The sequence below is a fragment of the Pseudomonas germanica genome (assembly GCF_019614655.1).
GTDB lineage: Bacteria > Pseudomonadota > Gammaproteobacteria > Pseudomonadales > Pseudomonadaceae > Aquipseudomonas > Aquipseudomonas neuropathica.
Window position 1 is genome coordinate 5,582,513 of the sequence record NZ_CP071586.1, and the last position, 21,383, is coordinate 5,603,895.

General features: G+C 57.8%; 23 protein-coding genes. 11 read left to right on the forward strand and 12 right to left on the reverse strand.

Going from position 1 to position 21,383, the window contains the following annotated elements; all coding sequences use genetic code 11:
* Window positions 1–153 precede the first annotated feature (153 nt).
* The 5 genes from J0G10_RS24685 to colR form a co-directional block, all read right to left on the reverse strand.
* The gene (locus tag J0G10_RS24685) at window positions 154–381 is read right to left on the reverse strand and encodes a hypothetical protein (protein ID WP_034153490.1); all 228 of its coding nucleotides are present in this window, start codon (window positions 379–381) and stop codon (window positions 154–156) included.
* A 2-nt stretch (window positions 382–383) separates the two neighbouring features.
* Window positions 384–1,100: a lipopolysaccharide kinase InaA family protein gene (locus J0G10_RS24690; RefSeq protein ID WP_095048274.1), complete on the reverse strand. Its 717-nt coding sequence runs from the start codon at window positions 1,098–1,100 to the stop codon at window positions 384–386.
* A gap of 4 nt (window positions 1,101–1,104) precedes the next feature.
* On the reverse strand, window positions 1,105–1,773 hold the full coding sequence (locus J0G10_RS24695; protein WP_095048275.1) for a class I SAM-dependent methyltransferase: 669 nt from the start codon (window positions 1,771–1,773) through the stop codon (window positions 1,105–1,107).
* 161 nt (window positions 1,774–1,934) lie between these two features.
* The gene (locus J0G10_RS24700) at window positions 1,935–3,209 is read right to left on the reverse strand and encodes a sensor histidine kinase (RefSeq protein ID WP_095048276.1); all 1,275 of its coding nucleotides are present in this window, start codon (window positions 3,207–3,209) and stop codon (window positions 1,935–1,937) included.
* On the reverse strand, window positions 3,209–3,880 hold the full coding sequence (colR, locus tag J0G10_RS24705; protein ID WP_095048277.1) for a two-component system response regulator ColR: 672 nt from the start codon (window positions 3,878–3,880) through the stop codon (window positions 3,209–3,211). Before colR ends, J0G10_RS24700 begins: the two co-directional genes overlap by 1 nt.
* Window positions 3,881–4,100: 220 nt before the next feature.
* Here colR and J0G10_RS24710 point away from each other — a divergent pair, with 220 nt between their 5' ends.
* On the forward strand, window positions 4,101–4,844 hold the full coding sequence (locus J0G10_RS24710) for a phosphatase PAP2 family protein (protein ID WP_095048278.1): 744 nt from the start codon (window positions 4,101–4,103) through the stop codon (window positions 4,842–4,844).
* Between the two features lie 197 nt (window positions 4,845–5,041).
* On the opposite strand, the gene groL is transcribed toward J0G10_RS24710, so the two are convergent.
* The 4 genes from groL to J0G10_RS24730 all read right to left on the reverse strand — a co-directional run bounded on the left by groL (window position 5,042) and on the right by J0G10_RS24730 (window position 8,566).
* Entirely contained in the window at window positions 5,042–6,688 is a 1,647-nt protein-coding gene (groL, locus tag J0G10_RS24715) for a chaperonin GroEL (protein ID WP_095048279.1), read from the reverse strand.
* Between the two features lie 50 nt (window positions 6,689–6,738).
* The gene (locus J0G10_RS24720) at window positions 6,739–7,032 is read right to left on the reverse strand and encodes a co-chaperone GroES (RefSeq protein ID WP_007916610.1); all 294 of its coding nucleotides are present in this window, start codon (window positions 7,030–7,032) and stop codon (window positions 6,739–6,741) included.
* Between the two features lie 260 nt (window positions 7,033–7,292).
* Window positions 7,293–7,769 carry an FxsA family protein gene (locus tag J0G10_RS24725; RefSeq protein ID WP_095048280.1) on the reverse strand — a complete coding sequence of 159 codons (477 nt, stop codon included), beginning with the start codon at window positions 7,767–7,769 and terminating at the stop codon, window positions 7,293–7,295.
* A gap of 65 nt (window positions 7,770–7,834) precedes the next feature.
* Entirely contained in the window at window positions 7,835–8,566 is a 732-nt protein-coding gene (locus J0G10_RS24730; RefSeq protein WP_095125867.1) for a HugZ family pyridoxamine 5'-phosphate oxidase, read from the reverse strand.
* A gap of 163 nt (window positions 8,567–8,729) precedes the next feature.
* Here J0G10_RS24730 and J0G10_RS24735 point away from each other — a divergent pair, with 163 nt between their 5' ends.
* Window positions 8,730–9,488: an SDR family oxidoreductase gene (locus J0G10_RS24735; protein ID WP_064391936.1), complete on the forward strand. Its 759-nt coding sequence runs from the start codon at window positions 8,730–8,732 to the stop codon at window positions 9,486–9,488.
* Between the two features lie 131 nt (window positions 9,489–9,619).
* On the opposite strand, the gene apbC is transcribed toward J0G10_RS24735, so the two are convergent.
* Complete coding sequence (gene apbC, locus J0G10_RS24740; protein WP_095048283.1) at window positions 9,620–10,714, reverse strand: iron-sulfur cluster carrier protein ApbC; 1,095 nt, start codon at window positions 10,712–10,714, stop codon at window positions 9,620–9,622.
* Between the two features lie 225 nt (window positions 10,715–10,939).
* Here apbC and metG point away from each other — a divergent pair, with 225 nt between their 5' ends.
* From metG to J0G10_RS24780, 8 genes are all read left to right on the forward strand, one after another.
* Window positions 10,940–12,991, forward strand: coding sequence for a methionine--tRNA ligase (metG, locus tag J0G10_RS24745; RefSeq protein ID WP_220556928.1), 2,052 nt, complete (start codon window positions 10,940–10,942; stop codon window positions 12,989–12,991).
* A gap of 131 nt (window positions 12,992–13,122) precedes the next feature.
* A complete protein-coding gene (locus J0G10_RS24750; RefSeq protein WP_095048284.1) occupies window positions 13,123–13,692 on the forward strand; it encodes an electron transport complex protein RnfA in 570 nt (189 codons plus the stop codon).
* Window positions 13,689–14,897, forward strand: coding sequence for an electron transport complex subunit RsxB (rsxB, locus tag J0G10_RS24755; RefSeq protein WP_220556929.1), 1,209 nt, complete (start codon window positions 13,689–13,691; stop codon window positions 14,895–14,897). The genes J0G10_RS24750 and rsxB overlap by 4 nt, the downstream gene beginning before the upstream one ends.
* Window positions 14,884–15,867, forward strand: coding sequence for an RnfABCDGE type electron transport complex subunit D (locus J0G10_RS24760; protein WP_220556930.1), 984 nt, complete (start codon window positions 14,884–14,886; stop codon window positions 15,865–15,867). The genes rsxB and J0G10_RS24760 overlap by 14 nt, the downstream gene beginning before the upstream one ends.
* Entirely contained in the window at window positions 15,864–16,469 is a 606-nt protein-coding gene (locus J0G10_RS24765) for an RnfABCDGE type electron transport complex subunit G (RefSeq protein ID WP_095048287.1), read from the forward strand. The genes J0G10_RS24760 and J0G10_RS24765 overlap by 4 nt, the downstream gene beginning before the upstream one ends.
* Window positions 16,466–17,047 carry an Rnf-Nqr domain containing protein gene (locus J0G10_RS24770; RefSeq protein WP_093430572.1) on the forward strand — a complete coding sequence of 194 codons (582 nt, stop codon included), beginning with the start codon at window positions 16,466–16,468 and terminating at the stop codon, window positions 17,045–17,047. Before J0G10_RS24765 ends, J0G10_RS24770 begins: the two co-directional genes overlap by 4 nt.
* On the forward strand, window positions 17,044–17,682 hold the full coding sequence (nth, locus tag J0G10_RS24775; protein WP_038369071.1) for an endonuclease III: 639 nt from the start codon (window positions 17,044–17,046) through the stop codon (window positions 17,680–17,682). Before J0G10_RS24770 ends, nth begins: the two co-directional genes overlap by 4 nt.
* A gap of 106 nt (window positions 17,683–17,788) precedes the next feature.
* Complete coding sequence (locus J0G10_RS24780; protein WP_093430574.1) at window positions 17,789–17,965, forward strand: PA3496 family putative envelope integrity protein; 177 nt, start codon at window positions 17,789–17,791, stop codon at window positions 17,963–17,965.
* Window positions 17,966–18,054: 89 nt separating this feature from the next.
* Here J0G10_RS24780 and J0G10_RS24785 read toward each other — a convergent pair whose 3' ends face one another.
* Window positions 18,055–18,681 carry a response regulator transcription factor gene (locus J0G10_RS24785; protein WP_064119001.1) on the reverse strand — a complete coding sequence of 209 codons (627 nt, stop codon included), beginning with the start codon at window positions 18,679–18,681 and terminating at the stop codon, window positions 18,055–18,057.
* Between the two features lie 510 nt (window positions 18,682–19,191).
* Between J0G10_RS24785 and J0G10_RS24790 the strand changes: the two genes are divergently transcribed.
* Window positions 19,192–19,908, forward strand: coding sequence for a hypothetical protein (locus tag J0G10_RS24790; protein ID WP_095048288.1), 717 nt, complete (start codon window positions 19,192–19,194; stop codon window positions 19,906–19,908).
* Window positions 19,909–20,041: 133 nt separating this feature from the next.
* Here the strand turns inward: J0G10_RS24790 and J0G10_RS24795 are convergent, their stop codons facing one another.
* Window positions 20,042–21,259 (reverse strand): argininosuccinate synthase, encoded by a 1,218-nt coding sequence (locus J0G10_RS24795; protein ID WP_007916658.1) that lies wholly within the window; start codon window positions 21,257–21,259, stop codon window positions 20,042–20,044.
* Window positions 21,260–21,383 lie beyond the last annotated feature (124 nt).

Consider the following 21,383-nt stretch of genomic DNA (forward strand, 5'->3'; position numbering starts at 1 on the left):
TGAGCCTGCTCGCGATAGCGGTGTGTCATTTAAATCATTTTTAACTGACAAATCGCTATCGCGAGCAGGCTCACTCCTACAAGGGATCTGTGTTGCTCCGGGCATAAAAAAGGCCTCGCATCTGCGAGGCCTTTTATGTGGGCTTCAATCGTTTCAACTCTGCGGCCTCATCCCTTGAGAAAGTCCGAACATGAACAACAACAGATCATGATCGGGTTTGGTCGCCACGGAGGCTTTCGCCACCCGTGGGACTGCGCAGTGGGCGTCGTCTACGGACGCGCCCACCACCTGCATGCGGGGCTGCTCCCAGGCAGCCACCGCCAATGACGCAACTGCCAAGGCTCCAACTAAAAACAAACCTCGTGCAATTTCTAGTTTCATCGCTATAAACCTTTGATAGCGCTGCCAAACGCCGTCTCATAAAAGTAGACGAGTTTTTTCCAGTCCGCGTCGCGGAACGACGAATGGCGGCGCAATTGCTTCATGTCGTGGGAAGCGGCGCGATAGGCGGTCAGACGCTGGCGGCATTTCTCCAGATCGATCAAAGCGACCTCGACCTTGGCCGAGTCGCCTTCGCCCGTCACACGCACAAACACGTGTTTGATGTAGATGCAGCTGTGCTGCCAACGGCCCTTGTGCATGCGCGCCAGGTTTTCGGCGAGGTCCTTGAGCACACGCTCATACACCACATCGCCGCACTGATCGCGACCGCCGGCAGCCGCCAGCCAATGTTCCAGTTCCTGGAAACCGTCCAGGGACTTGGTGACCAGCAGTGCACGCCATTTGTGCTGCGGATCAGGCTGGGCGCCGCAGAAAACGATTTGCGGCACGCGCACACCGAGCTTGCTCACGCCGGTCAGCGCATCAAGTTCACGCAAAACAGTAGGACGGCCAAAAGGGTGCAACCAACTGCGATAGATATGACCGGTCTGGCGCTTGGCATACAGCAGTTGACCATCGCGCCCCACGACCCTTTGCACGCCACTTTCCCCACCACGTCGAACGTTGGGTTCTTCCACCCACTCGCCGCGCTGGTTCCAGTAAAAGTCAAAGCGATCTTGCGGAGCGACATCCGTTTCTGCTGCAAATTGCACTGCCATCCTGTTACCTCTTGCGTAATACGTAAACCCGCCACATGGCGTAGAGCGGAATAAAGTCCAGTTGTTCCTGAATCCGAAAACCTGCTTCCTCGAACTCCTTTTCCACCGTAGCGGCCGGTAACACAAAGCGATTCTGATACTCGCGTTTGTCACGGTTGCGCTCGGCTCGCTGGCGTTTCCAGGCTTTGAAATTGCCATCAACCCACAGCGAAACGATCACACTGTCCCGGGTAACGCGCTCGAATTCGCTCAGAATCGCCCGGCGATGCTCGGCTTCACCGATGTGGTGGAGCAAACGCATGCAGAAAATGCTGTCGACCGCGTTGTCAGGCAAGGCAATGTCGAAGGCAGAGGTGTGCAAGGGTTGTACCCGTTTCACTACATCCGCCGGTTGCGACTCCATGGCCGTCTTGATCATCGACTCGGAATTGTCCGCGCCGATAATCACCCGGTTGGCCTTTTCGCCCAACAACGGCCAGAAACGCCCGGCACCGCAAGGCAAATCCAGCACCAGTCCCGGCTCACCCACCAACGCCAGCGCCTTGCGGGCTAGCTGTTCGTCACGCCAATGGGAGAGACGACGTCCAAGGCTTTCTTTGTGCTTGCGCAGGTATTTCTGCGCGTGTTGATCGTCGTACTTCTCGGAAAAATCGAGTTTGATCGGACCGGCCATCACCTGGACTCCTGAATTGCTGATGTCACCACCTTAAGGAGCGGCATGTCAGCGTCAGGTCATCCATTTGTGAAAAAAATGTCCGGTAAATAGACAAATTATTACATCGTTATACAGGATTTAGACAGGAAGGAGGGAGTAGCATCGAGCGACTCCGTGCGTCAGATTTTGCCCAGATCCACCTCGAAGCGGCAGCCATTGGGTTCCATCGTGCTCAAGCTGACGGTCCAGCCCTGGTTCTCGCAGATCCGCTGAACCAGCGACAATCCCAACCCCAAGCCTTCGCCGCGCTTTTCGCTGCCACGCACGAAAGGCTCGAACATGGCTTCACGCTTTTCTTCCGGAATGCCGACACCGGAGTCTTCCACCACAAAGCCGTTGGCCGTGAGTGTCAGGCGAATGAAGCCTTTCTCGGTGTAATGCAGCGCGTTACGCAACAGGTTACCCATCACGGCATTCAACAGGGTCGCGTTGTAACGAGCGTCCGTCGGATTGCCAGGTTCGAAGACCAGATTCAGGCCTTTGCTCTCGATCGGCCCGCGCCACAGACACAATAAGTTTTCGGCCACCTGCGAGAGATTCTGCTGCAGAGCCATCCCCGCATCTTCGTGCTGGGCGCGCGCCAGCATGAGGAAGGTCTGCACCAGCTCGCGCATTTCCTCACTGGCGCGGGCAATTCGCTCGACTTGCGAGCGGCCGCGCTGGTCGATCCCCGGGTTCTCCAACAGCAGTTCGCAGGAACTGGCCAATACCATCAACGGCGTGCGCAATTCATGGCTGACGTCGCTGGTGAACAACCTTTCACGCGTCAGCGCCTGACGAAGGCGTCCCAGCGTGGCATCGAACGCCACCGCCAGTTCACCCACCTCGTCTGCCGCATAATCCGGTGCCAGCGGCGGCGCCAGACCGAGCAACTGATCGCGATGGCGCACCTGCCGGGCCAGTCGCACCACCGGCGCCATTACCTTGCGCGCCAGCACCCACCCGAGGAATACCGCCAGGGCCAGACTGAGCACGAAGCCGACCAGCACCACGGCAAACAGCACGCGCTCGCGCTCTTCGAAATCACTTTGATCCTGCAGCAGCACATAACGCCGACCGTCGACGACCTCGACCATCGCGTGATACGACAGCTGCTCGCGGAACACTTCATGGAAACCCGAATCGAGGTGACGCAGGTCCTTGGGCAGCTCAAAATCGCCCGGCCCGCCACTGAAATAGAACAACTGGTCGGGTTCCGGGCGATGGCTCCAGTCCGAAACGTTGTCCATCAGCAGAAGCCGTTGCAGATCGCCGCCCAGCCCCGCCGAAATCAATTTTTCTTCCACCAGGTGCACGGTCGCGACGATGCCCATCGCGAAGGCGCCGGCCACAAGTGCGCTCATCAAGGCAAAAGCAATGATGATCCGCTGGGAAAGACTTTGCCTGAACTCCATTACACGTCGGCCAGCCGGTAACCCACCCCGTGCACAGTGTGCAGCAGTGGTTTGGCAAAAGGTTTATCAATGACTTGTCGCAGTTGGTGAACGTGGCTGCGCAGGCTGTCGCTGTCCGGGCAATCATCGCCCCACAACGCTTCTTCGAGAATTTCCCGACGCAGTACGTGTGGGCTCTTCTGCATCAACACGGCCAGAAGCTTGAGGCCTACCGGGTTGAGCTTGAGCAGTTTGCCATCGCGGGTCACTTCCAGCGTGTCGAGGTCGTAACTCAGATCTGCGACTTTCAGGGCCCGGCGGCCACCACCCTGAGCACGTCGCATCACCGCTTCGACCCGCGCCGCGAGTTCAGACAAGGCAAATGGCTTGATGAGGTAATCGTCAGCCCCGGACTTGAAGCCTTGCAAACGATCGTCCAGTTGATCGCGAGCGGTGAGCATGATCACCGGCGTGTCCCGGCGGGCATCCTCACGCAGGCGTTTGCACAGGGTGTAGCCATCGATGCCGGGCAACATGATGTCGAGCACGATCAGGTCGTAATGCTCGGTGGCGGCCAGGTGCAGGCCCGACAGACCGTCCTGGGCGCAATCGACGGTATAGCCTTTGAGGCCCAGATAATCGGCCAGATTGGCCAGGATGTCGCGGTTGTCTTCGACCAATAGAATTCGCATGGGCACCTCCTCCGTACGGGGTAACGGCCGTCTTGGCCCGCGCAGCTTACGGCCAAGTGTGGCTCAGAGCTAGGCGTGCGTCGGGTTGTTTAACGAGAAAAAGCTCATTGTGCATGCCAACGTTTTTTTCACTTTCGGTTAACAAATCGGCGACGCGCACGCGCGCAGACTCCGCGCGGTTGCGCTCTTCAGACCCTATTTACGACCAAGGAATTGCCCCATGGTGTCGACTTCTGCCCGCCCCGTTTCCAGGCCACTGAATTTTTGGTTATGCCTGGGAATACCCACCGTCGCGGCGATCATTCTGGTGCTGCTTGAATTGACTGATCTGGACATGGATCTGGCCCGACTGTTCTATGACCCGGTCGCAGGTGACTTTATCGGGCGACACAGTTTTTTCCTTGAAGACATCCTCCATGATCGCGCCAAGCAGGTGGTCATTGCGTTCTCGGTGTTTGCCATCCTCGGCTTCATCAGCTCGTTCTTCGTCGGCAGACTGAAACCGTTCAAGCGCGAACTGGGCTGTCTGGTGCTGTCGCTGGGCCTGGCGACCTCGTTCGTTACCCCGGTCAAAGCCGTGACGGCGGTGCAGTGCCCATGGAGCCTGGAGCAATTTGGCGGGCATGAAACCTACAGCAAACTGATGGAACATCGTCCACAAACCGACAAACCCGGCCGTTGCTGGCCTGGTGGCCATGCGGCGACGGGGTTCACCTTGTTTGCGCTGTTCTTTGTCCTGCGTGATCGCCGTCCGCGTCTGGCCCGTCAGGCGTTTATCTTTGCCTTCGCGCTGGGTTCGGTGTTTTCGATCAGCCGGATGATGCAGGGTGCGCACTTCTTTTCGCACAACGTGTGGACGGCGATTTTCTGCTGGCTGATTTGTCTGGGGTCGTATTACTGGGTGCTGTATCGCCCGGCGGTGAAAACCGCGGCCGTGGTCGAGGCGCAACCGGTCAGCGCCTGATCTGACGCCATCGCTGGCAAGCCAGCTCCCACAGGGTTGGTGCCGAGCACACATTTTGTGAACGCTCGAATCACTGTGGGAGCTGGCTTGCCAGCGATGAACGATTACTCGGACTTGCGCCAACACTAAATCAAAGGCAATAAAAAACCCCGCTGGCTTGCGCCAGCGGGGTTTTGCGTTACAGGGGTAAGGCTGGCTTACATCATGCCGCCCATGCCACCCATGCCGCCCATGTCAGGCATGCCGCCGCCTGCAGCGCCGTCTTTCTTCGGCGCGTCAGCTACAGCTGCTTCGGTGGTCAGGATCAGACCGCCGATCGACGATGCCGCTTGCAGAGCGGAACGAGTCACCTTGGTTGGGTCCAGGATGCCCATTTCGATCATGTCGCCGTATTCGCCAGTCGCAGCGTTGTAACCGAAGTTACCTTTGCCGTTCTTGACTTCGTTGACGACAACGCTTGGCTCGTCGCCGCTGTTGGCAGCGATCTGACGCAGCGGTGCTTCAACAGCGCGACGCAGCACAGCGATACCCACGTCCTGATCAGCGTTGTCGCCTTTCAGGTCAACCAGGGTTTGCAGAGCGCGGATCAGCGCAACGCCACCGCCAGGTACCACGCCTTCTTCAACGGCTGCACGGGTTGCGTGCAGGGCGTCTTCAACGCGGGCTTTCTTCTCTTTCATTTCAACTTCGGAACCAGCGCCAACCTTGATCACTGCAACGCCGCCGGACAGCTTGGCCAGACGCTCTTGCAGTTTTTCACGGTCGTAGTCCGAGGAAGTTTCACCAACCTGAGCACGAATCTGAGCGATACGCGCCTGGATGTCGGAATCTGCGCCGGCACCGTCAACGATGATGGTGTTTTCCTTGGAAATGGTCACACGCTTGGCGCTGCCCAGGTTTTCCAGGGTAGCTGCTTCCAGGCTCAGGCCGATCTCTTCGGAGATAACGGTACCGCCGGTCAGAACAGCGATGTCCTGCAGCATGGCCTTACGACGGTCGCCGAAGCCTGGCGCCTTGACGGCTGCGACTTTAACGATGCCACGCATGTTGTTTACAACCAGAGTCGCCAGGGCTTCGCCTTCAACGTCTTCGGAAACGATCAGCAGTGGACGGCCGGCTTTGGCAACGGCTTCCAGCACTGGCAGCATTTCACGGATGTTCGAGATCTTTTTGTCGACCAGCAGGATCAGCGGGCTGTCCAGCTCGGCAACCATGGTCTCTGGCTTGTTGACGAAGTACGGGGACAGGTAGCCACGGTCGAACTGCATGCCTTCAACAACCGACAGTTCGTTTTCCAGGCCAGTGCCTTCTTCAACGGTGATCACGCCTTCTTTACCGACTTTTTCCATGGCTTCGGCAATGATGTCGCCGATGGAGTTGTCGGAGTTGGCGGAGATGGTGCCTACCTGAGCGATGGCCTTGGTGTCAGCGCATGGCTTGGACAGGTTCTTCAGCTCTTTGACGATAGCGATGGTCGCTTTGTCGATACCGCGCTTCAGGTCCATCGGGTTCATGCCGGCAGCGACGGCTTTCAGGCCTTCGTTGACGATCGACTGAGCCAGAACGGTAGCGGTGGTAGTACCGTCACCAGCGTCATCGTTGGCACGGGAGGCAACGTCTTTGACCAGCTGCGCGCCCATGTTTTCGAAGCGATCTTCGAGTTCGATTTCTTTGGCGACGGAAACGCCGTCCTTGGTGATGGTCGGAGCGCCGAAGCTCTTCTCGATGATCACGTTACGGCCTTTCGGGCCCAGGGTCGCTTTTACTGCGTCTGCCAGGACGTTGACGCCCTTGAGCATTTTTTTACGGGCGGAATCGCCAAACAGAACTTCTTTAGCAGCCATGATCGATATTCCTTAAATACTTTGTAGTAGCGGGAAAATGAACGGGGTTATCAGCCTTCGATAACAGCGAGGATTTCGTTCTCGCTCATTACCAACAGGTCTTCGCCGTCGACTTTCACTGTGTTGCTGCCGGAGTAAGGACCGAACACAACCTTGTCGCCTTCTTTCACGGACAGTGCGCGCACTTCGCCGTTTTCCAGAGCTTTGCCCGGGCCTACAGCGAGAATCACACCGTGGTTGGCTTTTTCAGCAGCCGAACCTGGCAGGACGATACCGCCAGCGGTTTTCTTTTCTTCTTCGCTGCGACGGATTACGACGCGGTCATGCAGAGGACGAAGCTTCATTGTCGATCTCTCCTAATTGTGGTTTTCATCGGCCGGTGTAGTCCCGGCGGGTTTAACAAATCCGGCCTGCGCCGGTTGCGGTTCGTCGAGCGAACCGCGGAAGTCTGTCCGGTTCAAATACCGGAAACCTTTCGGTGACCGATACATAAGGGCGCATAAGCTTATTACAAGGGCGAGGCGAAAAAATTTTCACCTATGTGCTGCACAAAAGCAGCCCATAAACGAACACGGCACCCGAAGGTGCCGTGTCGATGCAGATGTTACTTGGAGTCCCGGTGTTCGAACTCGCCTTCGATCACGTCACCCTCGCGGCCCAGAGGCTGGCGCGGTGCAGGACCGCCACGGGGTTGCAGGTCGTCGGCGAACGCACGCTGGCGCATGGCCTGTTCTTCGGCGCGCTGGCGCATTTTGTTCGCCAGCAGGCGACGGGTGAATGGCAGCAACATCACCAGACCGACCACGTCACTGATGAAGCCCGGCAGGATCAACAGGCCACCGGCCAATGCCAGCATCAAACCTTCCAGCATGGTTTGCGCAGGCAGTTCGCCGCGGTTCAGGCTTTCACGGGCACGCAATGCAGTGGCCAGACCGGCGACGCGCAGCACGAAAATGCCGAACATCGAGCCGAGAATGATCAGCAGCAGGGCCGGGAAAAACCCGATAGCCCCTGCCACTTTGACGAATACGAACAGCTCCAGCACCGGAAACAGCAGAAAGAGCAACAGAAAAGGGCGCATCAAAGTTTCCTCAACGCAAGAAATGCCTTGCAGTAAGCCTTAGATGACGTCGCCCTTTCGTGAATTCAAGCACCAGCCACCTCATTTTTTGGCCAGACCTCGGCGTGAGCCAGAGAAACCAAGGCTTCGCGCACTTGTGTCGGCGTATTACAAGGTGCCGGGAACGGCAGCCAGTACAACGCCTGACCGATGCGCAGGTGCATGCCCTCGGTGTCGATCCCGGCCAGTTGCGCCGGCACGGTTTTCGGCAGACCGGCCAGGTCGACGTAGTGCGCGATGGCTTTGGCGTGGTCACTGTTCATGTGCTCGACCATGCTGATTTCAGCCTTGCCAGCGAACGGGTTGGCCAGGGTCAGTTGATCGACCCAGTGAATCGCGCCGAAACCGCCGATGTAGCGATGACGCACCGGGCTCAACACCCAGAAGTCGAAATCGTGGGCCTTGTGGTAGTTCTGCGAATCGGGGAAATAACGGTAGTAACGCTCGGCGGCGGCTTCGATCGCGGCAACGTCTTCGAGCTTTTGCGCCTCCGCCAGATAGGTCAGGCGACCAACGGCTTGCACATCATCTGCCTCACGCTCGCCGACGAGCAATGAGCACTTCGGGTCTTTTTGCAGGTTGTGGGTGTGCTGGGCGATGCGGCTGATCAGGATCAGCGGCCGACCCTGCTCGTCCAGGCAGTACGGCACCACGGAGCCAAAAGGAAAACCGGGCATCGATTTGGAGTGGGTCGACAGCACTCCACGGTATTCCTTGAGAAGCAATTCTCGGGCATTCTTCGCCACTTCAACGCTCAATTTATGACTCCTTAAATAGAATCCGTCGAAAAAACGGACAGGCGCCCGGGATCAAGTCCCAGTCACGCCAGCGGGCAACTCTCATGTGCAACCCAGCCACGGCCGGTGCAGATCGGGAGTCGCTGAAAACAAAAACGACTCAGACTGCTATCGGGGCATGCGAATGCAACTCAACGACAAAGTAATCATTATCACTGGCGGTTGCCAGGGTTTGGGCCGCTCGATGGCCGAGTATTTCGCCGGCAAAGGCGCGAAGCTCGCGCTGGTCGACCTCAATCAGGAAAAACTCGACGACGCGGTCGCGGCCTGCAAAGCCAAGGGCGTCGAGGCGCGCAGCTATCTTTGCAACGTCGCCAATGAAGAGCAGGTCGAGCACATGGTCGCCCAGGTCGCCGCCGACTTCGGCGCGATCCACGGCCTGATCAACAACGCTGGGATCCTCCGTGATGGCCTGCTGCTCAAGGTCAAGGACGGCGAAATGACCAAGATGAGCCTGGCACAGTGGCAGGCCGTCATCGACGTCAACCTGACCGGCGTGTTCCTCTGCACCCGTGAAGTGGCGGCAAAAATGGTTGAGCTGAAGACCAGCGGCGCGATCATCAATATCTCGTCGATCTCGCGTGCAGGCAACGTTGGCCAGACCAACTATTCGGCGGCCAAGGCCGGTGTAGCGGCGGCGACGGTGACATGGGCGAAAGAACTGGCGCGATATGGCATTCGTGTGGCGGGGATTGCCCCGGGCTTCATTGAAACCGAGATGACCCTGGGCATGAAGCCGGAAGCGCTGGAGAAGATGACTTCGGGGATTCCGCTCAAGCGCATGGGCAAGCCGGAAGAGATTGCGCACTCGGCGGCGTACATCTTCGAAAACGACTACTACACCGGGCGGATTCTGGAGATGGATGGCGGGTTGCGGATCTAACTGCCAACACAAAACAAATGTAGGAGTGAGCCTGCTCGCGATTGCGGTCATTCATTCAACAAATCTGTTGAATGTTATTCCGCTATCGCGAGCAGGCTCACTCCTACAGGGTTATCGGTGTTGCTGATGTATCAATCGTCGCTGATGGTGATATTCGGCATCGCCGGCGTCGCCGCTTCCTGCAACACAATCCGCGCGCCGACATGGCGGGCCAGTTCCTGATAGACCATGGCGATCTGGCTGTCCGGCTCGGCAATCACCGTTGGCTTGCCGCCGTCGGCCTGCTCGCGGATCAGCATCGACAGCGGCAGTGAAGCCAGCAGTTCGACGCCGTACTGGGTCGCCAGCTTCTCACCACCGCCCTCACCGAACAGATGCTCGGCATGCCCGCAGTTCGAGCAGATGTGCACGGCCATGTTTTCCACCACGCCCAGCACCGGAATGTTGACCTTGCGGAACATTTCCACGCCTTTGCGCGCGTCGAGCAAGGCCAGATCCTGTGGTGTGGTGACGATTACCGCGCCAGCCACCGGGACTTTCTGCGCCAGGGTCAGTTGAATGTCGCCAGTGCCTGGCGGCATGTCGATCACCAGATAATCCAGATCGCCCCACGCGGTTTGCGTGACCAATTGCAGCAACGCCCCGGAAACCATCGGCCCACGCCAGACCATCGGCGTGTTGTCGTCGGTCAGGAACGCCATCGACATGACTTCCACACCATGGGCCTTGAGCGGCACGAACCATTTCTGATCCTTGATTTCAGGGCGGGTGCGCTCGGGGATGCCGAACATGATGCCCTGGCTCGGGCCGTAGATATCGGCGTCGAGAATGCCGACCTTGGCGCCTTCACGGGCCAGGGCCAGAGCGAGGTTGGCGGCGGTGGTCGATTTGCCCACGCCGCCCTTGCCGGACGCCACGGCGACCACGTTCTTGACGTTGGCCAGCCCGGGAATCTGCGCCTGCGCCTTGTGCGCGGCGATCACGCTGTTCACTTCAACCTTGGCGATCACCACGCCGTCGAGGTTTTCGATGGCCAGTTGCAGCAGTTGCGCCCAGCCGCTCTTGAACAGACCGGCGGCGTAACCGATTTCCAGCTGCACGTTGACGCGATCACCGACGATCTCGATGTGCTTCACGCAACCGGCGCTGACCGGATCCTGGTTAAGGTAAGGGTCGGTGTATTGGCTGAGGACGGCTTCCACCGCTGCGCGAGTGACGGCGCTCATGGGCAACTCCGATAACAAGACTGGGAATAGATGGCGGGTATCGTACCTGAAAAAGATCGCAGCCTTCGGCAGCTCCTGCAGGAGATCGACGTACGTCTGCAGGAGCTGCCGCAGGCTGCGATTTTTTCCGTCTGCTCATCCAATGAAACAGGCGCACAGGGTGAAAAATATGCGCCAGCGCTTTATAGTGGCCGACCTCCGTTTCATCAAGTAGCGAAGCCCCACATGTCCGAACCACGCAAGATCCTCGTCACCAGCGCCCTGCCCTACGCCAACGGTTCGATTCACCTTGGCCATATGCTGGAATATATCCAGACCGATATGTGGGTGCGCTTCCAGAAGCATCGCGGCAACCAGTGCATTTATGTCTGCGCCGACGACGCCCACGGTTCGGCGATCATGCTGCGCGCGGAAAAGGAAGGCATCACCCCGGAACAACTGATCGCCAACGTACAGGCTGAACACAGCGCCGACTTTGCCGAGTTCCTGGTCGATTTCGACAACTTCCACTCCACTCACGCCGAAGAAAACCGTGAGCTGTCGAGCCAGATCTACATCAAGCTGCGTGACGCCGGGCACATTGCCCAACGCTCGATCACCCAGTATTTCGACCCGGAAAAGAAAATGTTCCTGGCCGACCGCTTCATCAAGGGCACCTGCCCGAAATGCGGCACTGAAGATCAGTACGGCGACAACTGCGAGAAATGCGGTGCAACCTACGCCCCGACCGATCTGAAGGATCCGAAGTCGGCGATCTCTGGCGCCACCCCGGTGCTCAAGGATTCCCAGCACTTCTTCTTCAAACTGCCAGACTTTCAGCAAATGCTGCAGGCCTGGACCCGCAGCGGCACACTGCAAGACGCCGTGGCCAACAAGATCGCCGAATGGCTGGACGCCGGCCTGCAGCAATGGGACATCTCCCGCGATGCGCCGTACTTCGGTTTCGAGATCCCGGGCGAGCCGGGCAAGTATTTCTACGTGTGGCTGGACGCGCCGATCGGCTACATGGCCAGCTTCAAGAACCTCTGCGACCGCACGCCGGAGCTGGACTTCGACGCGTTCTGGGGCAAGGATTCCACCGCCGAGCTGTACCATTTCATCGGCAAGGACATCGTCAACTTCCACGCGCTGTTCTGGCCAGCGATGCTCGAAGGCGCGGGTTACCGCAAGCCGACCGGCATCAACGTGCACGGCTACCTGACCGTCAACGGCCAGAAAATGTCCAAGTCGCGCGGCACCTTCATCAAGGCCCGTACGTATCTGGATCACCTGTCGCCGGAATACCTGCGCTACTACTACGCGGCCAAACTGGGCCGTGGCGTCGATGACCTCGACCTGAACCTCGAAGACTTCGTGCAGAAGGTCAACTCGGATCTGGTCGGCAAAGTGGTCAACATTGCCAGCCGATGCGCCGGTTTCATTCAAAAAGGCAACGCCGGTCTGCTGGTCGACCAAAACGCTGCGCCGGAGCTGACCGAGGCTTTCCTCGCCGCTGCGCCAAGCATTGCCGACGCCTATGAAGCCCGCGACTTCGCCCGCGCCATGCGTGAAACCATGGCCCTGGCCGACCGCGCCAACGCGTGGATCGCTGACAAGGCGCCGTGGTCGTTGAATAAACAGGAAGGCAAGCAGGATGAAGTCCAGGCGATCTGCGCCACCGGCATCAACCTGTTCCGCCAACTGGTGATCTTCCTCAAGCCGGTGTTGCCGTTGCTGGCCGCCGATGCCGAGGCGTTCCTCAACGTCGCCCCGCTGACCTGGAACGACCACACCACCCTGCTGGCCAACCACCAGTTGAACGAATTCAAACCGTTGATGACCCGCATCGACCCGGTGAAAGTACAAGCCATGTCCGACGCCTCGAAAGAAGACCTGACCGCCAGCCAGACCGACACCGGTGCAACCGCTCCGGCCGGCAACGGCGAACTGGCCAAGGATCCGCTGTCGCCGGAAATCGACTTCGACGCCTTTGCCGCGATCGACCTGCGCGTCGCACTGATCGTCAAAGCCGAACACGTCGAAGGTGCTGACAAGCTGCTGCGCCTGACCCTGGACATCGGTGACGAGCAACGCAACGTGTTCTCCGGGATCAAGAGCGCGTACCCGGATCCGTCGAAACTCGACGGGCGCCTGACCATGATGATCGCCAACCTCAAGCCACGGAAAATGAAGTTCGGTATCTCCGAAGGCATGGTGATGGCCGCCGGCCCTGGCGGTGAAGAAATCTACCTGCTGAGCCCGGACAGCGGCGCCAAGCCGGGTCAACGCATCAAGTAAGGCCCGGCAACAAATCGATCCCACCGGCGTGCCCCGCATGCCGGTGGGATTTTTCATATCTGGCCCACCCTACGTGGCTGCTGGATAATGCCTAACCTTATGAGATAGCCGCCCGTTTCTCTGGCAGAACCATGACCGAACTCGTGCTTACGCTTATCAGTGCTGCGCTGCTTAACAACTTCGTGTTGCACTGGCCCCTGGGCGTCGATCCGCTGCTGGCGGGCAGTCGTCGCCAGGTGCATGCGCTGGGACTGGCGACGTTGTGCCTGATGCTGGTTGCGGGCGTAACCGCTTACGTGATCTGGCATTGGCTACTGGTGCCGCTTCATCTTGAAGCCCTGCGGCTGTTCGTGTTTCTGCCATTGAGTGTGTTGCTGATCGCACCGCTGCTGAAACTGTTGTCCGGCGGCTTTCACGGTCTGCCTTTCGACGGGCTATGGCCATTGTTGCTGGGCAATGCCGGAGTGCTCGGGCTGGCACTGATCAACGCGCAAAACGATCAAGGCCTGCCGCAGGCAATAGCGCTAAGTCTTGGCGCCGGGCTGGGTTTCTGGCTGGTGCTGAGCCTCTTCAGCGATTTGCGCGAGCGCACGGCCGACAACGATATCCCCCTGCCCTTTCGTGGCCTGCCGATTGATCTGATCGGCGCCGGACTGATCGCAGTGATTTTTCTCGGATTCAGTGGACTGATCAAAACATGAGTCTGATTCAACGCATCGATGCCCTCCTGCCGCAGACCCAATGCGGCAAGTGCGGCCATCCCGGATGCAAACCGTACGCACAAGGCATCGCCGAGGGCGAGCCGATCAACAAGTGCCCGCCGGGCGGTGACGAAACCATCGCGGCGCTGGCTGAACTGTTGAAAGTGCCGGTGCTGGAGCTGGACATCAGTCGCGGCTCGGCACCGCCGCAAGTGGCGTTTATCCGTGAAGCCGAATGCATTGGCTGCACCAAGTGCATTCAGGCCTGCCCGATCGACGCGATCGTCGGCGCGGCGAAACTGATGCACACGGTCATCGTCGACGAGTGCACCGGTTGCGATCTGTGTGTCGCACCGTGCCCGGTGGATTGCATCGAAATGCATCCATTGTCGCCGGGCACGTTGCCGGTGGTGGGCGGCCTCGCCGTCAGTCTCGACGAGCAGCGCGCGCGCGCGGCCAAACGCGATCACGCGCGTCAACGCTTCGAGCGCCGAAACGAGCGCTTGCACCGCGAAGAACAACAGAAACAGGCTGAGCGTGAAGCGCGGGCGAAACGGGCGGTGCAGCCTGAAGTGACCGCGACCGATCCGGTGCAGGCAGCATTGCAACGCGTGCGTGCGCAGAAAGCCGCCACCGTTGACGCGGCGCTGAAGAAAGCCAAAATTGATGTAGCGATGAGCCGCGCGCAATTGCACAAGTCGTTGAAAGCCTTCGGTCATCCGCCGACGTTCGAGCAGCAGGCACAATTGATCGTGTTGCAGCAGCAGTTCGACGCGGCCGAGCAGGCCTTGGCGAAACTTGAAAGCAGCGCCCCGCCTGCCCCGGCAGTCACGGCCCCGGCGAAAGATGCCGACTTGAAACGGGCAAAAATCCAGTTGGCAATGCGTCGTGCCGAACTGAAAAAAGCCCAAACCGCCGAAGCGGCGCCCGAACAGATCGCCGCGCTGGAACAAGCACTACGCGATGCCGAACAGGCCCTGCACGCCGCCGAAGCTACAAGCGATCAGCCGTTGCCTGACCTGGTGCGCGTCGAAAAACGCCAGGTCGACAGCCAGCTTCGCCAGTTGAAAACCGAATTGGCCTACGCCCGCGCCGACCTCAACAAACTCGAACGGCGCGCCGACACGCCCACCGAAATCCTCGCCAAGGCCCGCGCCCGCCTGCAAGACGCCGAGCGCCAGGTGCAAGATCATGTTGCCCCTTGAGGCACCGAACAATCGCCTGCAACAGGCAATGAAGCTGGTATTGCTGGCCGCTTTGCCGGGGCTGCTCGGACTGTTCTGGCTATACGGTTGGGGGGTGTTGATCAATCTGATTCTGGCGGCCACCACAGCACTGATTGTCGAAGCAGCGGTCCTGCACCTGCGTCGACAGCCCCTGCAGCCAGCGCTGAGCGACGGCAGCGCGCTGGTCAGCGCGACATTGCTGGCTGCTGCCCTGCCACCTTATTGCCCCTGGTGGCTGACGGTAACGGCCATGGCTGCGGGTCTGCTGTTCGGCAAGCACGTGTACGGCGGCGTCGGCAAAAACCCGTTCAATCCGGCAATGCTCGGGTTTGCCCTGGCCATGGTGATGTTCCCGCAACCAATGACCCATTGGCCGGCTCATGGCCTGGATCTGACGGCAACGTTTCAACAAGTGTTCGGCGCAGGTCAGGCGCCGGATGCTTGGGTCCAGGCCACCGTACTGGACAGCCTGCGCATCAATAAAAGCCTGACCATGGACGAGTTGTTCACCAGCAATCCAGCCTTCGGTCGATGGGGCGGACACGGTGTGGAATGGGTGAATCTGGCGTTCCTCGCCGGCGGGTTGTTTCTGCTGCAGCGCCGCGTCTTCAGTTGGCATGCGCCAGTGGGCATGCTCGCCAGCCTGTTTGTCATCAGTCTGCTGTGCTGGAACGGTTCCGGCTCGGACTCGCATGGGTCACCGCTGTTTCACCTACTCAGTGGCGCGACCATGCTGGGGGCGTTCTTTATCATCACTGAACCGGTCTCTGGCGCTAAAAGCGCGCTTGCCCGTCTGCTGTTCGGAGGCAGTGTCGGGCTGCTGACTTACGTGATTCGAACCTGGGGTGGATACCCGGATGGCGTGGCGTTCGCAGTGCTGCTGATGAATCTTTGCGTGCCTGCGCTGGAGCGATTTGCCGCGAGCCGTCAGTCAGAGGTGCGCCCATGAATCGCACGGCCAGCGCGTCTATTGTCCTGCTGTTGGCGGTCATCGGCGTCGCTGCGACTTATGTTTTATACCGTAGTTCTGCAGCGCAAATTGCCAGCGGGCAGCACTGGATCGAAAGCCGCAAACTGCTGGATTTGCTTCCACTCGATGCCTACGACAATCAACCGCTCGAGCAGCCTTTGGCCTTGGCAGACTTGAACTTGAGCCATAGCACCTTAACGGGTGGCTATCGCGCGACCAAACGCGGCCAGACCGTTGCGATCTTGCTGCACAGTCAAACCCAGGGTTATGCGGGCGCCATCGAACTGTTGATCGCCATCGATACCAACGGCAAATTGCTCGGTGTAAAAACCCTTAAACAAAGGGAAACGCCAGGACTCGGCGGGCATCTGGGTGACTGGCCGAATACCTGGCTACAGTCGTTTATCGGCACATCGAGCAAGGAGCCGACTGATGCGGGATGGGCGCTGCAAAAGGATCAGGGACAATTTGATCAAATAGCTGGCGCGACCATCACCTCGCGCGCAGCCATCAGCGCGATCCATGATGCCCTGCGCTACTTCGATGAACATCGGGCCGCGCTGCTGGGGAGCGGAACATGAACCGATCAGCAGTCCTCTCTAACACTTTGATGCTGACATTGCTGCTTGGCACCAGTGACTCACTGGCAGGTGGTGTGGGGACATTATTGATGTTCGTTACTGTCGCAGGCTTGTATGGCCTGTGCATGGCTGCCTTGCGACCACGACTCACAGAAAAAAGCGTGTTGCTCGCCAGCGTGTTGCTCGCCGCGACCCTCACCAGTTGCGCAGATCTTTTGGCGCAACGCTGGTTTCTGCCCTGGCAGCAAACCTTCGGCCTCTATGTCGGCCTGATCGCCTTGCAATGCGTGGTGCTGGAGCACAACGGTTTCTGGCGACAGTCGTGGATCGAGCGGCTCAAACTCTGCGGTATGTTCGGCGGATTGCTGCTCGGGCTCGCCGGGCTGCGTGAACTCGTCGGTCACGGCAGTCTCGGCCGGGGACTGTTCGAACACTGGCCAGGTCTTGTTGTATTTGGCGAAGGGCTGCACCTGATCACGTTGATCCCCGGTGCTTTTATTTTGTTGGCGCTGCTGCTGGCGGCGCGTCAGGCGATAGTTCGCCCGAACTCGATATCCAAGGAAACACATCGCTCATGAATGCAGCAAAACGCCTGGAGATTTTCCGCCGCCTGCACGAAGACAACCCGGAACCGAAGACCGAACTGGCCTACTCCTCGCCGTTCGAGTTGTTGATCGCGGTGATTCTTTCGGCGCAATCGACAGACGTCGGCGTCAACAAGGCCACGGCAAAGCTGTTCCCGGTTGCCAACACGCCAGCGGCGATCCACGCTTTGGGCGTCGAGGGGCTATCCGAATACATCAAGACGATCGGCCTCTACAACAGCAAGGCCAAGAACGTCATCGAGACCTGCCGCTTGCTGGTCGAACGCCATGGCAGCGAAGTCCCGCAAACCCGTGAAGAGCTCGAAGCCCTACCGGGAGTGGGCCGCAAGACCGCCAACGTCGTACTCAACACGGCTTTCCGCCAACTGACCATGGCCGTCGACACTCATATCTTTCGGGTCAGCAACCGCACCGGCATTGCACCGGGTAAAAATGTGGTCGAAGTGGAAAAGAAGCTGATGAAGTTTGTACCCAAAGAATTCCTTCTCGACTCTCATCACTGGCTGATACTTCATGGCCGTTATGTGTGTCTGGCCCGCAAGCCACGCTGCGGCAGTTGCCGGATCGAAGACCTGTGCGAGTACAAGGAGAAAACTTCGGACGATTGACCGGCTATTGGAATAATTGATAAGTCGATTGAAAAAATCTTTTTTACCCGCCGCAGGAATATCGATATAAGGAGCGCCAAAGGCATTCTTAGCCGGGAGTTAGCTGATGAGTAGCGACAAAGAGCCACTTGATGTAGATGATGATATCGCTGCGGAAACTGAGGACACCGAACCTGTGGTCGAAGTCGCCAAGACCAATCTCAGCAAGCGCCGTACGATCGATAACCTGCTTGAGGAGCGCCGACTGCAAAAGCAATTGGCCGATTACGATTTTGATGACTGATATTTGAAAGCCTCCCGAAATGGAGGCTTTTCACTTTCTGCGGCTAGCTGAGTTCGACCGGCCCATCACCCTGTCAGCCATCGATACATTCAGACCAGACCATTACGCTGCGCCAACTCGATCAGATCAACCAGGGATCTCGCATTGAGCTTCAACAACAAGCGCGTCTTGTAGGTGCTTACGGTTTTGTTGCTCAAAAACATGCCATCGGCAATTTCCTTGTTTGTCTTGCCTCGCGCCAACTGCTGCAACACCATCATTTCCCGACCGGACAGACGATCCACCATGTCGGCTTCACTGGCATTGCCCAGACTGGTGCGGACTGTATGCAAAGCCTGATTGGGAAAATAACTATAGCCCGACAATACCGCCTTGATCGCACTGAGCAACTCGGTCAGGTCCTGTTGTTTACAGACATAGCCGGCCGCTCCCGACTGCATGCAGCGCATTGAAAAGTGCCCGGGAGCCTGGGAGGTCAACACCAGAACTTTAATAGGCATGGCCGTCGTAGTCAGGCGCGCGATAACTTCCAGACCATCAAGCTTGGGTATTCCAATATCCAGAATGACAATATCCGGCATTTGTTCTCGAGCAAGTTGTAACGCATCCACACCGTTATCAGTTTCTGCGATGACTTCGTAGCCATGACGTTCCATCAGCATACGTACCGCAAGACGAATGACAGGGTGATCATCCACGATCAGCACTTTATTCATGGGCAAGTCCAGTTTCGCTGTTCGAATTTTGAGAACACGCACAATAGCCCAGTCACTTGCTCTATGGCATGGCAGTGTTAACACGCACCAGCATCGAGAGACATACCCTACAGTCATTGCGGACTATTCCTACAAAAAGCCGCTACCCCCAGTAAACATCCGACGTTATTTCCTCCTCCGCTCACGGAAATATTTCGCTTTTAACTTGTTACAGACTACGACTAGCGACACAGAAATCATGCCTTATCGCTGAGTTTCACTATGCCCGAACGGCCATGACACGTGCAAATCTGCGCTCGGCCGAGAACTTTGATTATTAACCCGAAACACAATGCAACAGCCGACACACCAACCTCACAACTTCAAACCCGATATAAACACTTGAAACAAGATATTTATACCTAACACAATACTTTTGCTATAAATACAAGTATTTGAAACCCGCCTGCCAAGCTACTCAACCACACAAACTTATCACCAACGAGACAGATCAAACACAAGAGTACAAGCATGCTGAAAATAAAAAACAAAATCACTAACCCAATGACGGTAATTGCCATATTTGCAGCTATTTCGGAAACATCAGCCGCCATTTCGCTGCCTTTTCTAGACAACAAGGACAGAGAGATCTACGTATGGTTTCTGATCAGCTTTCCGTTCTACTTGCTGTTTCTATTTTTTATAACTTTAAACTTTAATTACCGTTCCCTCTACTCACCCTCGGACTTCGGCAAGGACAAAAACTTTCTTAAAGTAATCGATAACAACGATCGCGAGAACAAACGAAACACACCGCCCCTGGAGCCAGCCACGCAAGGGACATTTGGACTATCAAGTTGTATCGTGCCCAGCGAGTCAGGCCCAACCGAATGCAAGGACGCGTGCAAAGTCCACAACGCACCTGACCCGCCCTCGGCCATCAATTCAAAATCGAACCTGATTGTTCAGCACAACATTCAGTTGCCCGCGTGGGTCAGTGACCTGCACCTCATCGACGTTCGGGGTGTCGATGCATCGAGAGAGTTAGCCACGATTCTGGAAAACATCCGGAACCTGGACCGGAAAACTCCCCGGGTAGTGGTGTTTCTTTCCAATCATGTATCGGATGTTTTACTGACGCAGCATTCATTGCTGAAGATCAGGCACGTCAGGAAAGGCTCAGGCAAAACGATTTGTATTGTTTATAACCTTTGCGCACAGGCGGTAACGCTGCTGGGACGGGCATGAAAGATGAGTCGTAGCCACAGATGCCAAGACCAGGAACAGGCTTCAATCAGACGCAAACAAAGAATCATGCAAAAAGGGCGGCCTTGTCTCGATGACAAGGCCGCCCTTTTCATTACGCTTCAGACCAGAACGCTTAGAACAGCTTGCGGCCCTTGTTGGCAGCAATGCGCATGCGCAGCGCGTTGAGCTTGATGAAGCCCGCGGCATCAGCCTGGTTGTAAGCACCGCCGTCTTCTTCGAAGGTCGCGATGTTGGAATCGAACAGCGAATCGTCGGACTTGCGGCCGGTAACGATCACGTTGCCTTTGTACAACTTCAGGCGCACAACGCCGTTCACGTTGACCTGCGAAGCGTCGATCATCTGCTGCAGCATCAGACGCTCTGGGCTCCACCAGTAACCGGTGTAGATCAGGCTGGCGTATTTCGGCATCAGCTCGTCTTTGAGGTGAGCGACTTCGCGGTCCAGGGTGATCGATTCGATGGCGCGGTGAGCGCGCAGCATGATGGTGCCGCCCGGGGTTTCGTAGCAGCCACGGGACTTCATGCCGACGTAACGGTTTTCGACAATGTCGAGACGGCCGATACCGTGAGCGCCACCGATCTTGTTCAGCGTCGCCAGCACGGTGGCCGGAGTCATTTCGACGCCGTCCAGTGCAACGATGTCGCCGTTGCGGTAGGTCAGTTCCAGGTATTGCGCTTTGTCAGGAGCGTTCTCCGGGGAGACGGTCCATTTCCACATGTCTTCTTCGTGCTCGGTCCAGGTGTCTTCCAGCACGCCGCCTTCATAGGAGATGTGCAGCAGGTTGGCGTCCATCGAGTACGGGGACTTCTTCTTGCCGTGACGCTCGATCGGGATCGCGTGCTTCTCGGCGTAGTCCATCAGCTTCTCGCGAGACAGCAGGTCCCACTCACGCCAAGGCGCGATCACTTTCACGCCTGGCTTGAGCGCGTAGGCACCCAGTTCGAAACGCACCTGGTCGTTACCCTTGCCGGTGGCGCCATGGGAAATGGCGTCAGCGCCGGTTTCGTTGGCGATTTCGATCAGACGTTTGGCGATCAGCGGACGCGCGATGGAAGTACCCAGCAGGTACTCGCCTTCGTAAACGGTGTTGGCGCGGAACATCGGGAACACGAAATCACGCACGAACTCTTCGCGCAGGTCGTCGATGTAGATTTCTTTGACGCCCATGGCCTGAGCCTTGGCGCGGGCCGGCTCGACCTCTTCGCCTTGCCCGAGATCAGCGGTGAAGGTCACCACTTCACAGTTATAAGTATCCTGCAGCCACTTGAGGATCACCGAAGTGTCCAGGCCGCCGGAATACGCCAGAACGACCTTGTTTACGTCCGCCATGCCATCACTCCACGGGGTTCTACGGAAAGCCGAGGAGTCTACCGCTCCAACGCGATAATTTACAGAGGCGCGACAGCTTAAGACGACAAAGCGACAGAATCTGTCGAGAGCGCGACGATGACCG

Excerpts from the sequence above, each read along its gene's own strand:
- J0G10_RS24685 (WP_034153490.1), bottom strand. The coding sequence starts at position 381 with ATGAAACTAGAAATTGCACGAGGTTTGTTTTTAGTTGGAGCCTTGGCA.
- J0G10_RS24690 (WP_095048274.1), bottom strand. The coding sequence starts at position 1,100 with ATGGCAGTGCAATTTGCAGCAGAAACGGATGTCGCTCCGCAAGATCGC.
- J0G10_RS24695 (WP_095048275.1), bottom strand. The coding sequence starts at position 1,773 with ATGGCCGGTCCGATCAAACTCGATTTTTCCGAGAAGTACGACGATCAA.
- J0G10_RS24700 (WP_095048276.1), bottom strand. The coding sequence starts at position 3,209 with ATGGAGTTCAGGCAAAGTCTTTCCCAGCGGATCATCATTGCTTTTGCC.
- colR (WP_095048277.1), bottom strand. The coding sequence starts at position 3,880 with ATGCGAATTCTATTGGTCGAAGACAACCGCGACATCCTGGCCAATCTG.
- J0G10_RS24710 (WP_095048278.1), top strand. The coding sequence starts at position 4,101 with ATGGTGTCGACTTCTGCCCGCCCCGTTTCCAGGCCACTGAATTTTTGG.
- groL (WP_095048279.1), bottom strand. The coding sequence starts at position 6,688 with ATGGCTGCTAAAGAAGTTCTGTTTGGCGATTCCGCCCGTAAAAAAATG.
- J0G10_RS24720 (WP_007916610.1), bottom strand. The coding sequence starts at position 7,032 with ATGAAGCTTCGTCCTCTGCATGACCGCGTCGTAATCCGTCGCAGCGAA.
- J0G10_RS24725 (WP_095048280.1), bottom strand. The coding sequence starts at position 7,769 with ATGCGCCCTTTTCTGTTGCTCTTTCTGCTGTTTCCGGTGCTGGAGCTG.
- J0G10_RS24735 (WP_064391936.1), top strand. The coding sequence starts at position 8,730 with ATGCAACTCAACGACAAAGTAATCATTATCACTGGCGGTTGCCAGGGT.
- apbC (WP_095048283.1), bottom strand. The coding sequence starts at position 10,714 with ATGAGCGCCGTCACTCGCGCAGCGGTGGAAGCCGTCCTCAGCCAATAC.
- metG (WP_220556928.1), top strand. The coding sequence starts at position 10,940 with ATGTCCGAACCACGCAAGATCCTCGTCACCAGCGCCCTGCCCTACGCC.
- J0G10_RS24750 (WP_095048284.1), top strand. The coding sequence starts at position 13,123 with ATGACCGAACTCGTGCTTACGCTTATCAGTGCTGCGCTGCTTAACAAC.
- rsxB (WP_220556929.1), top strand. The coding sequence starts at position 13,689 with ATGAGTCTGATTCAACGCATCGATGCCCTCCTGCCGCAGACCCAATGC.
- J0G10_RS24760 (WP_220556930.1), top strand. The coding sequence starts at position 14,884 with ATGTTGCCCCTTGAGGCACCGAACAATCGCCTGCAACAGGCAATGAAG.
- J0G10_RS24765 (WP_095048287.1), top strand. The coding sequence starts at position 15,864 with ATGAATCGCACGGCCAGCGCGTCTATTGTCCTGCTGTTGGCGGTCATC.
- J0G10_RS24770 (WP_093430572.1), top strand. The coding sequence starts at position 16,466 with ATGAACCGATCAGCAGTCCTCTCTAACACTTTGATGCTGACATTGCTG.
- nth (WP_038369071.1), top strand. The coding sequence starts at position 17,044 with ATGAATGCAGCAAAACGCCTGGAGATTTTCCGCCGCCTGCACGAAGAC.
- J0G10_RS24780 (WP_093430574.1), top strand. The coding sequence starts at position 17,789 with ATGAGTAGCGACAAAGAGCCACTTGATGTAGATGATGATATCGCTGCG.
- J0G10_RS24785 (WP_064119001.1), bottom strand. The coding sequence starts at position 18,681 with ATGAATAAAGTGCTGATCGTGGATGATCACCCTGTCATTCGTCTTGCG.
- J0G10_RS24790 (WP_095048288.1), top strand. The coding sequence starts at position 19,192 with ATGCTGAAAATAAAAAACAAAATCACTAACCCAATGACGGTAATTGCC.
- J0G10_RS24795 (WP_007916658.1), bottom strand. The coding sequence starts at position 21,259 with ATGGCGGACGTAAACAAGGTCGTTCTGGCGTATTCCGGCGGCCTGGAC.